This window comes from Nocardia sp. CC201C (genome assembly GCF_030010695.1).
Taxonomy (GTDB): Bacteria; Actinomycetota; Actinomycetes; order Mycobacteriales; family Mycobacteriaceae; genus Nocardia; species Nocardia otitidiscaviarum.
In genome coordinates this window covers 1-10,286 of the sequence record NZ_JASCXP010000264.1, presented here as the reverse complement: position 1 = coordinate 10,286, position 10,286 = coordinate 1, and the positions used below count along the sequence as shown (strand labels likewise).

General features: G+C 70.6%; 8 protein-coding genes. 3 read left to right on the top strand and 5 right to left on the bottom strand.

From position 1 onward, the window contains the following. Nucleotides 1-100: 100 nt before the first annotated feature. Nucleotides 101-1,027 carry an RluA family pseudouridine synthase gene (locus QK444_RS24270; RefSeq protein ID WP_282784005.1) on the bottom strand — a complete coding sequence of 309 codons (927 nt, stop codon included), beginning with the start codon at nt 1,025-1,027 and terminating at the stop codon, nt 101-103. Next, the gene (gene lspA / locus QK444_RS24265) at nt 1,024-1,716 is read right to left on the bottom strand and encodes a signal peptidase II (protein ID WP_282784007.1); all 693 of its coding nucleotides are present in this window, start codon (nt 1,714-1,716) and stop codon (nt 1,024-1,026) included. The genes QK444_RS24270 and lspA overlap by 4 nt, the downstream gene beginning before the upstream one ends. A 606-nt stretch (nt 1,717-2,322) precedes the next feature. On the opposite strand from lspA, the gene QK444_RS24260 reads away from it, so the two are divergent. From QK444_RS24260 to QK444_RS24250, 3 genes are all read left to right on the top strand, one after another. Continuing rightward, nucleotides 2,323-3,213, top strand: coding sequence for a hypothetical protein (locus tag QK444_RS24260; protein ID WP_282784003.1), 891 nt, complete (start codon nt 2,323-2,325; stop codon nt 3,211-3,213). After that, on the top strand, nt 3,210-3,920 hold the full coding sequence (locus QK444_RS24255; RefSeq protein ID WP_282784001.1) for a hypothetical protein: 711 nt from the start codon (nt 3,210-3,212) through the stop codon (nt 3,918-3,920). Before QK444_RS24260 ends, QK444_RS24255 begins: the two co-directional genes overlap by 4 nt. A 188-nt stretch (nt 3,921-4,108) precedes the next feature. Continuing rightward, nucleotides 4,109-4,567 carry a VOC family protein gene (locus QK444_RS24250; protein WP_282783999.1) on the top strand — a complete coding sequence of 153 codons (459 nt, stop codon included), beginning with the start codon at nt 4,109-4,111 and terminating at the stop codon, nt 4,565-4,567. Between the two features lie 54 nt (nt 4,568-4,621). Here QK444_RS24250 and QK444_RS24245 read toward each other — a convergent pair whose 3' ends face one another. The 3 genes from QK444_RS24245 to QK444_RS24235 all read right to left on the bottom strand — a co-directional run bounded on the left by QK444_RS24245 (nt 4,622) and on the right by QK444_RS24235 (nt 10,082). Then, complete coding sequence (locus tag QK444_RS24245) at nt 4,622-7,918, bottom strand: arabinosyltransferase domain-containing protein (protein WP_282783997.1); 3,297 nt, start codon at nt 7,916-7,918, stop codon at nt 4,622-4,624. A 71-nt stretch (nt 7,919-7,989) separates the two neighbouring features. Continuing rightward, complete coding sequence (locus QK444_RS24240) at nt 7,990-8,502, bottom strand: hypothetical protein (protein WP_282783995.1); 513 nt, start codon at nt 8,500-8,502, stop codon at nt 7,990-7,992. Nucleotides 8,503-8,744: 242 nt separating this feature from the next. After that, complete coding sequence (locus QK444_RS24235) at nt 8,745-10,082, bottom strand: DNA polymerase IV (protein ID WP_282783994.1); 1,338 nt, start codon at nt 10,080-10,082, stop codon at nt 8,745-8,747. Nucleotides 10,083-10,286: the final 204 nt, after the last annotated feature.

Sequence of the window (10,286 nt, the reverse complement as noted above, 5' to 3'; positions counted from 1 at the left end):
CACCGACATCACGGTCACCGGACTCACAGCTGTCGCCTGCGCCGTCGTGATCGGTGCCGTCGTCGCGCGCGGGTCGGGCGGTCATCGGTTCGCGGCCGGACTACGCATTGCGCAGCCCATCCAGGGCGTGTTCGAGATCGGCGGGGTATTCGCTGGTGATCTCGATCCAGCGGCCGTCGGCCGGATGGTTGAAGCCGAGCTGGCGGGCGTGCAGCCATTGGCGTTCCAGGCCGAGGCGCTCGGCCAGGCGGGGATCCGCACCGTAGGTGAGGTCACCGCAGCAGGGATGCCGGATGGCCGAGAAGTGCACGCGAATCTGGTGGGTGCGACCGGTTTCCAGGTGGATGTCGAGCAGGCTGGCGGCCTGGAACGCCTCGATGGTGTCGTAGTGGGTGACGCTCGGACGACCGTCGGCGGTCACCGCGAACTTCCAGTCGTTGCCGCGCGCCCGCCCGATCGGCGCGTCGATGGTGCCGCTGGAGGGGTCCGGATGGCCCTGCACCAGCGCGTGATAGCGCTTGTCCACGGTGCGGTACTTGAACGCGCGCTTGAGCTGGGTGTAGGCGTGCTCGGACTGCGCCACCACCATCACCCCGGAGGTGCCGACGTCGAGCCGGTGCACGATGCCCTGACGTTCGTGCGCCCCGGAGGTCGAGATGCGGTAGCCCATGGCGGCCAGCCCGCCCACCACGGTCGGCCCGGACCAGCCCACCCCGGTGTGCGCGGCCACGCCCACCGGCTTGTCCACCGCCACGATGTCGTCATCGGCGTAGAGGATCTTCATCCCCTCCACCGGGGTGGCCTCCACGGTGAGTTCCCGCTTGGGCTCCGGGAACTCGACCTCGAGCCAGGCCCCGGCCGTCAACCGGTCGGACTTCCCGGCCGCCACCCCGTCGAGCTGCACCGAGCCGTCCTCGGCCAGCGCCGCCACCGCCGTGCGCGACAGCCCCAGCAGCCGCGACAGCCCGGCGTCGACGCGCATACCGTCGAGCCCGTCGGGCACGGGCATGCTGCGGGTCTCCCTCATACCGTCTTCTCCTCGGTGTTCTCCTCGGCCGACTGCCGGTGCGCGCGGGTGCCGTCCGGCTCGAACCCGAAAACGGTCAGCACCACCAGCAGAATCGCACCGCACACGATGGCGGAGTCGGCGACATTGAAGACCGGCCACCAGCCGACGGCCAGGTAGTCCACCACATGCCCCTGCAACGGTCCGGGCGCGCGGAACAGCCGATCGATGAGATTGCCCAGCGCCCCGCCGAGCACCATGCCGAGCCCGATCGCCCACCACAGCGACCGCAGCGTGCGGCCGATGCGGATGACGCCGATCACCACGGCCGCCGCGACCAGGGTCAGCAGCCAGGTCATGCTGGTCGCCATGGAGAAGGCCGCGCCCGGATTGCGCACCAGGCTGAACCGCAACCAATCGCCGATGAGGTAGACGGGCTCGCCGGGCGTCAGCGTCGCCACGGCGACGACCTTCGTCAGCAGGTCCAGGCCGAGCAGGACGGCGGCGATGATCAACAGCGTCCGCAACCGCAGCGGCCGACCCGCGGTCGCCGCATCATCCGGACCAACAGCGCCGGCTGCGCCATCCGAACCGACAGCGCCGCCCGAACCAACAGCGCCATCCGCGCCTGCCGTGGTATTCGAGCCTGCAGCGGTGTCCGAATCTGCTGCGGTGTCCGAATCTGCCGAGTCCGAGGTTGCTTCGGCAATCGACCCCGTCGCGAAATCCGTGCCCGTGGCGGCGTCCGCGTGTGTCTCGGCACCCGAGCCCGCCACAGCGTCAGAACCCACAGCGGCGTCCGAACCCACAGCGGCGTCCGAACCCACAGCGGCGTCCGAACCCACCGCAACACCCGAACCCGCCGCCGTGCCCGAGCCCTTCTCGCGCGCCGCTCCGGCCCCGGCCGCCCCGCGCTCCGCCCCTGCGCCGGACACCCCGGAACCACCCCTCGACGGCGCGTTCTCCGTATCGGCAGGGGTGTCGGGCGTGTGTTCGCCCACGGCGGAGCCGCCGGGTGGCGGTGGGGATTGGTCTGCGCCGGTGTCGCGCGGCCGGTCGATACTCACGCCTGCCATCATCCCCTATGCCGATTGCCGCCTCGTCGCTCACCGGGTCGCACACCCGAGCGCCGCCTGAGAACCATGTGGGGACCCGCCCCCTGACAACCCAGCTGATTATCAGGATCGCGCCGTACCCTGTTCGACGTGACGGTGTTGTCTTCTCCCACTTGCTCGGCGACCGCCACCGCACCCTGCGCCGGAGACTCCGGCCGACCGCGGTCCGCGATCCGATCCGCCCGCCCCAGCGTGCTGCTGGTGGTGATCGCCGTCGCCTTCTCGGCGTTCGGCGTCGGATGCAGCAATCGTTCGGAGGCCACCGTCGATGTCGAGGGTGCGGAACCGGCCGGGATCGGCAAGGAGGTCACGGTGCCCATCGCGGCGGTGGTGACCACCGTCCTCGATGCCGGGGAGAGCCCGCGCGGCATGCTGTCGCGCAGCCTCCCGACCGGCACCACCCAGGAGGTGACGCTGCGCACCGACCACCACATCGAGCAGCAGATCAACGACCAGGCGGTGCGCGACTTCTCCCCGCCGGCGGTCACCATTCCGCTCACCGCGCTGACCGATGAGCAGGGCTGCGAGCTGGTGCTCGGCAATGTCACCTCCAGCGACCCGGTGCTGGCCAAGGCGCTGCGGCCCGCCGACGGTTCGCGTGCGGGCCTGGAGATGAGCGAGTACGGGGCCATCACCGCATTGCGGCTGACCCCCAACACCGCCACCTCCGATCCGGCCCGCGCCGCCCTGGAGCAGGCGTTCTACCAGGCGGTATACCAGTCCATCGCCTTCCCGCGCACCCCGGTGGGCGTCGGCGCGGTGTGGACGGTGCGCCAGCGGGTGTCGGGCAGTGTGCCGCTCGACCAGGTGACCACCGCGACCCTCACCGATCGGGAGGGCGATCTGCTCACCATCGCGCTCGAGGTCACCCAGACGCCGAAGGTGTCGGAGTGGGAACTGCCCAACAATGCCGGAACCCTCAAGATCGTCGACTACCTCATGCACGGGTCGGGCGTGATCACCGTGGATCTGACCAAGCCGCTGCCGGTATCGGGCGCGATCACGGTGGGCGGCAACCAGACCTACAAGGATCCGCGCAGCTCGGTGACGCTGCGGCAGACGCTGAGCACCGAAGTGCAGTGGGGCGAATGAGCGGACGGACCGTGACGGCGGCCCTGGCCGCGGTCGTCGCGGGACTGGCCGTATCCGCGTGCGGCTCGGACGATTCCGAACCCGCGCCGCCGACGCTGGGACCGATGGTGCCGCCGCCCTCGATACCGGCCGACGCGCCCGTTCCCGACGCGGCCGCCCTGCGCGCCGACCTGCTCGGCATCGACCGGCTGCCCGCCGGTTTCGCCGCCCTGCCCGATCCGGAACCGGACGAGAGCGCGGCGTTCGGCGACACCGATCCCCCGCAGTGCGCGAAAGTGCTCGCACCCATTGCCGATCAGACGCCGGGCGCGGTGTCACGCGCGGCGGCGTCCTTCGGCGGACCGAATTTCACGAGTATCGACGTCGATGCCGCCGCCTACTCGAACAGTGCTGCGGCGCAAGCATTTTCGGAAGCACAAGCACTGCTTCGGGAGTGCGTGCGGTATTCCGCCGCCGATGCCGAGGACACCGTCGTGCGCTTCCGGGTGGGAGGGCTGGACCAGCCGACGGCCGGGGACGCCTCCACCGCCTTCCGGGTCGAGACCACCAGCGAAGGACTCACCCTGTACTCCGCGGTCAGCGTGACCCTGGTCGGCACCACCGTGGTGCAGGTGGCCCTGAGCGGTCCCGAGGAGCCCGATCCGCGGCGGCTCGGTGAACTGACCGCCGCCCAGGTGAACGCCCTGCGGGGGATCGCGGGTCCCTGACCTCCCGGATGGACCGGACAACCCGACCGGACGCCCCGGCCGGACAAGCCGCCTTGACACTCCGCGGGAAGGCCATCACCCCGATACGCTGGCGCACCCGGCGCGGCACCGCATCCGTCGATGCTTTTCTGTCGGTGCCCCGGCCTACAGTCGGGCTGTCACACCCACCATCGATCGGAGGTATTCCGATGTCCGATGTCACACCCATTCCCGAGGGCTACCCGGTGGTCTCCCCGGCTCTCGCCATCGACGGCGCGGCCCAGGCCATCGACTTCTACAAGCGGGTGTTCGGGGCGGCCGAGCGCTTCCGCATGCCGGGCCCCGACGGCAAGATCGCCCACTGCGAACTGCTGTTCGGCGATTCCGTCGTCATGGTCGGTGATCCGGCCCCGGAGATGGGCTTCCGCGATCCCAAGGCGGTGGGCGGCACCCCGGTCAACCTCTACACCTACGTCGAGGACGCCGATGCCGCGCACGCCGCCGCCCTGGCGGCCGGAGCCCGGGAACTCCAGGCACCCGAAACCCAGTTCTACGGCGACCGCACCGCCGCCTTCGAGGATCCGTGGGGCCACCGCTGGACGGTGTCCACCCATGTCGAGGAGGTCAGCCCGGAGGAGATGGAGAAGCGGATGGCCCAACTGGGCTGACCACCGCTGTGCCACCGCACCCGTCGCGACGAGGCAACGGGTGCGGGTCGACCGTCAGCGCCAGCCCAGCACGTCGATGGGGCCCGGACTCCACAGCCCGGAGTGGTTCTCCGGGGTGACGATCGGCCGCGCCGGAATCGCCGAGTCGTCGATGCGGGTGAAGCGCTGCAGCTCACCCCAGTCCGTGCGCCACGAGTGGTTCAGGTAGGTGGCCATGGTCTGCGGGCGCAGCAGCAGCGAACTCCAGCCCAGCGGGCCGCCGCTGTCGTGGCTCTGCCAGCGGTTCGTATCCTTGGCGCCACCGCGGTCGGGCAGAATGCGCCACTGCGGGGTCTCGGCGATGCCGTTGTGATGTTCGTAGGGCCGCTGGCACGGAACCTGCAGGCCCACCGCCCAGTCCAGCAGCACCGGGGCGTCGGAGCCGACGACCTGCTGCAGGGTGCGCGTCTGCGGGACGCGCGGCGGGGTCAGCGCCACCCACTGTTTCCAGTTGTCGTCCCGATCGGAGGCGATCAGACGGATCGCGGTGGCCTCGGCCGGGATATCGGTGAACGGGAAGCGCAGATTGCGCCAGGTCGGCGCGGGACCGATATCGATCGGCGCGACCCGGCCCACCTCCCGCACCCCGCCCGCCGCATCGGCGACGCCGTAGGCGATCTCGACCGACTGTCCGGGCGTGACGATGCCGGACGCGTCGACCGAGCGGATCCGACCCGCCGCCGTGACCGCGATGAGGCCGGTGCGCTCACTCGCCTCCGGCAGCCGGTACCAGCCGGTGGTCAGGCTCGCGATCGGCTCGGTCGTGCCGTAGCTGCCCAGCACCGGCGTGGTGGCCGGGTCGAGGCCGAACGGCAGTGCGGCCGAAGTGGTTCCGGACGCGTCGTCCTGTTCCGCACTGTCCAGCGCGCTCACGATGGCGCTGGTGTCGACCTCGTCGTCGGCCTTCAGATCCGTCGCCACCCCGTTCGGGGCGAAGCCGACCGCGTCGGCGGCGAAGGTAGCGAACGCGTCACCGGCCAGCGGTGCCAGCATGCCCGCATTGGGGTCGGTTTCGACCAGCACCTCCTCGGCGATACCGCACGGCTTGCCCAGCACGGCATTGACATTCGACTTCGCCAGGGAGAATCCCGGGTACTGCGCGACCGCACCCTTGGCCAGCGATCCCACCTCGAAAAGCACCATGAAGGCGGCCACCACCGTCAGCGGCGGCAGCGCCACCAGCCGCCACACGGGGCGGGAGATGCGGTGCGAGGCACCGGGTTCCGGCGCACGGACGTGAAACCATCCGGCGAGCGCGAGCAGCAGCAGGGCCAGCAGCAGGAACAGCTTGTTGACGCCGACACCGGCCAGCACCACGGACTTGTCGTTCCAGGGGATGCCCCAGTTGGAGACGTACCACCAGCCGTTCATGCTGGAGAACGTGATGGCCAGCAGGAAGGCCACGATAGCCGCGAACAGGGCGCGATTGCGGGGCGAGCGCAGCACGCGCGGACCGACGGCCACCGCGGTCACCACGGCCACCGCACCGGCGATCCCGGCGTAGACACCGTTGTGGTGAGTCCACTTGGTGGGCGTGACCATCATGAGCAGGATGACGCCGACGCTGGTGCCGAGCAGACGGCGCACCGGACCGGCGGCCGTGAACGGAATCCGGCCGCCCCGACGCAGCAACACGAAGGCACACACCAGCAGTCCCGCCCAGAACATGAACATGCCGAAGCGCCGGGCCACCGAGCCGTCGATGGTGGGCATGAACAGGTACTGGTAGCGCAGATATTCGTCGTACCACTGGACATTCGGGCCGACGAGTTCGTGCACGTGCCGCATTTCCAGCATCGCCGCCGCGGTCTGGTCGGCGAAGGCCGCCGCCAGCACCACGGTTCCGGCCGCCGCCACCGGCGCGATCAGGCTCAGATAGGAGCCGATGCGCGTCCACAGTGTGGTCGCGAACCCGGCACCCGGGGCGACGGGTTCGCTCAGCTCACGCGCCCGCGCGTCGAGCGCCCGCCACATCGGCCTGATACCGGCCAGCAGCGGAGCGACGCAGATCACGCCCGAGGGTCCGGCCGTGCAGGCGAACGCCCCGATGAGCGCCGCCACCGCGTAGGGCAGCAGCCGCCGCGTCGCGACGGCGCGCTCCACCGACACCCAGGTGAGCAGCAGCGATACCGCCACGGCCGCCTCGGGCCGCAGCCCGTTGTTGTAGGGCAGCCAGACGGCCAGGAAGCCCAGACCGCCGGTCCACACCGCCACCCGGTTGCGCGAAATGCGCACGCCCAGACGCGGAATGACCTCGCGACTGATCACCAGCCAGGAGATGATGCCCGCCAGCAGCGCGGGCAGCCGCACCCACGGGCTGGCCGGTGAGATCAAGGCCAGGTAACCGAACAGTGAGTGGTATAGGCCCACCGGGTTCTCGGGGACCCCGAAGTAGGCGAAGTAGTTGGCCATATAGCCCGACGGGATGGCTGCGCGGCCCATACCGAACAGGTAGCCGTCGTCCGCCGTGGTGGCCCCGATGAAATGCCAGAGCACCAGCGCGCCCAGCACCGCCCCGTCGACCAGGGAGAAGGTCCACCACCGCCGCGGCAGGAAGCGTCGTCGCGAGCGCCCGTCGCGCCGGTCGAGGCGGTACAGCGCGAACAGCGCCACGACCGTCCCCAGCAGGGCGGTCCAGATCGCCACCCGCTTGAGCACGGTGGGGGTGGAGGAGAAGCGGCTGTCGACCTGGGCCGTGACGCTGGTCCCGGCCGCGGTGGCGAGATCGCTGTAGATGCCGACCAGCTGGGGCCGGAAGTCGCCGTCCAGGGTGACCGGCGCGACCGTGGTATCGGTGAGGGTGGCCGTGGTCCGTTCCATCCCGGCGTGCACGACCAGGGCACATTCCGCGCCGAGTTCGTCGACGGGCACGCTGACCAGTCGCTGATCCCGCAGCACCGCCTCCAGCCGGGCCGGTGTGGTGGTGCCGTCCTCGGCGGTGCTCGCCGCGCTCACCCATGCCAGGAAGCCGTACCGCCACCGGTCCGGCGCACCGTTCGGTGTGGTCGCCACCAGCGTCCCGCCGTCCGGAACGAGCTGTGTCACAGCCGCACACGGGATCTCGGCGTCGAAGCTGACCGGTGCGTAGGAGACCAGCGGGGCCTCCACGCCGCGCGTGGAGTCGCCCTGCGGCCAGCTGAGGGTGGCCGCGTCGACGGTGACCGGCAGCAGCGGCACCGCCACCGCGGACAGCACCGCGAGGAATCCCGCCAGGAGAGCGACGGGGCGGGCCCAGCCGCCCCTGCGATCGGTGGAACCCGGCTCCGTACTGTCGGCGGCATCGGAGTCCGCTCGCTCCATCACATCGGTCACGGAGGGCGATGTTAGCGAAAGAAAAGGCCCGGCGTCCCTTCGCGGACCCGGGCCCCTTCGCCGTCAGCGCGTCAGACGCAGGCCGGGGAGGTCTGGTTGGCCAGCTGGATCATGTTGCAGATCCACTCCTTCTGGACCTTCCACTTGCCGTCCTCGGCGACGAACGGCACGACCGCCTGCTGCGGCTCGCCGCCCGCGAGCGCCACCTGGGCGTCGGCGGTGATGGTGCCGTTGCCCAGATCGGTCACACCGGTGACGGTGATGGTGGCGTTGTTCTGCTGCACCGCCTCGACCAGGCGGGTGGGCAGCTGCGGATCGGCGCTGATGCCCTGGAGCAGCTCGAGCTTCTCCTCGTTCGGCACGTTCGGGTCGAGGCCGCGCTGCAGTTCCGCGTTGAGGTCGGCCACGGTCGGCACCGGCGGCAGATCGGACTGCGCCTGCGTCTGCACCTGCGAGGTGGTGGTCTTGGTCGTGGTCTTGGTGCCCTCGTTCTCCTTGTCACCACTGCCACACGCCGACAGTCCGAGTGCGGTCACGACTGCCAGCGTGGCGACCGCGATACGTCCGGTCTTCTGAAGCTTCAACTGCTCGTCCTTTGCGTTCGAGTAGGTCCGTTCGTCCATGTGACAGCCGCCCATAACCCGACCGGCGGCGTTGCACGAGGCACCAGGCTAACAGTGCTGTGGCCGGAAATATCTCCTCGAACCCGGTGCGGAGCAATTTCAGAATGAACCCACAGAGTTCGGCGAGGCTATCGCCAGGCGCACAGTCGATTCGCCGCGCCGCCGCGCCGTCGTGAGCGGGGCGCCGACCTCGACCGACGCCGTCAGCGCAGGCTGCCGAGCGGGTCGGCGCGGCGCAGGTCGGGGTCCTCGGCGGCGAAGGTGCGGGCGGGGCCGGGTCCGGTGGAGCGGGTCTCGAAACGCACCGTCACCACGCCGTGGCCCGCGCCCTGCACCCAGCCGTGCCCGAACTCCGGATGTTCGACATCCACCCCGGGGTACCAGGTCTGGGTGGTGTAGTAGCGGGTGGGCGGCGGCACCTCCGGCTCCGGCCCGGCGGCCAGCGCGAGAGTCGGCTCCTCCGATACCGATTCGGTGTCCACGGTCCGGTCCAGTTCCGGGAACAGCGATTCCTGGCGTATCTCCGACAGTCCCGCGAAACCCACGCCGACCAGGCGAATCGGCCCCAGCTCGGCCGGATCCAGCGCCGAGCGCTGCGCGGCGGCGGTGAGGGTGGCCAGATCCTCGGTGGCGTAGGGCAGCGTGGAGGACCGGGTCACGATGCTCATATCGGACTTCTTGAGTTTCAGCACCACGGTGCGGGCCGCCCGACCGTCGGCGGTGAGCCGCCGGTACGCGGCGGCGGCCATGGCCTCGATGGCGGGGCGCAGCTGCGCGAGGTTGACGATGTCGGATTCGTAGGTGGTCTCGGCGCTGATCTGTTTGGCCTCGGCGCGTTCGGCGACGGGCCGGTCGTCGATGCCGCGCGCCAGCCGGTGCAGGGCCGCGCCCACGCTGCCGCCCAGAATCGAGGCGGCCTCACTCTCCGGCAGCGCCGCGAACGCCCCCACCGTCTCGATTCCCAGTGTGCGCAAACGACTTTCGGCGACCGGACCGATTCCCCAGAGTTTGCGCACCGGCAGCGCGGCCAGCATGTCCCCCTGTTCCTCTGGTGAGATCACCCGCACCCCATCGGGTTTGGCGAGTCCGGAGGCGATCTTGGCGAGCTGCTTGCCGCTGCCCGCGCCGACCGAGGCGACCAGGCCGGTGCGCTCGCGCACCGATTCCCGCAGCTGCTCACAGAATTCCAGCACCCGCTGCGGCGTCGCCCCCGCCAGTTCCGCGGGTTCGCCGAACGCCTCGTCGAAGGACAGTGTTTCCAGCACCGGAATCCGCGCCCGCAGCACGTCGAACACCTGCCCGCTCAGCTCCGCGTACACCGCCCCGCGCGGCGGCACCACCACCGCGCTCACCCCGACCAGGCGGCGCGCCATATGCATGGGCATGGCCGAGCGCGCCCCGAACACCCGCGCCTCGTAGCTGGCCCCGGCCACCACACCGCGCCCGCCCACGCCCCCGACCAGCACCGGCCGTCCGCGCAGCGTGGGCCGGGTGAGCTGCTCCACCGAGGCGAAGAACGCGTCCATATCGATATGCAGCACCCACCGCCGGGTCGCGCGGGCCCGTTGACCTCGGTCCCGCCGGGTCGGTTCGAGGCCAGCGGCCGAGTTGTGTGCGGCAGGGACATGCGCGGCAGCGGTGTGAGCGGCAACGCTCGACGCAGCAACGCTCGACGCAGCAACGCTCGACGCGGCAACGCTCGACGCGGCAACGCTCGACGCGGCAACGCTCGACGCAGCAACGCT

What these genes read in the sequence shown, in the direction of transcription:
- QK444_RS24250 (WP_282783999.1), top strand. Translation starts at nt 4,109, where the DNA reads ATGTCCGATGTCACACCCATTCCCGAGGGCTACCCGGTGGTCTCCCCG.
- QK444_RS24255 (WP_282784001.1), top strand. Translation starts at nt 3,210, where the DNA reads ATGAGCGGACGGACCGTGACGGCGGCCCTGGCCGCGGTCGTCGCGGGA.
- QK444_RS24270 (WP_282784005.1), bottom strand. Translation starts at nt 1,027, where the DNA reads ATGAGGGAGACCCGCAGCATGCCCGTGCCCGACGGGCTCGACGGTATG.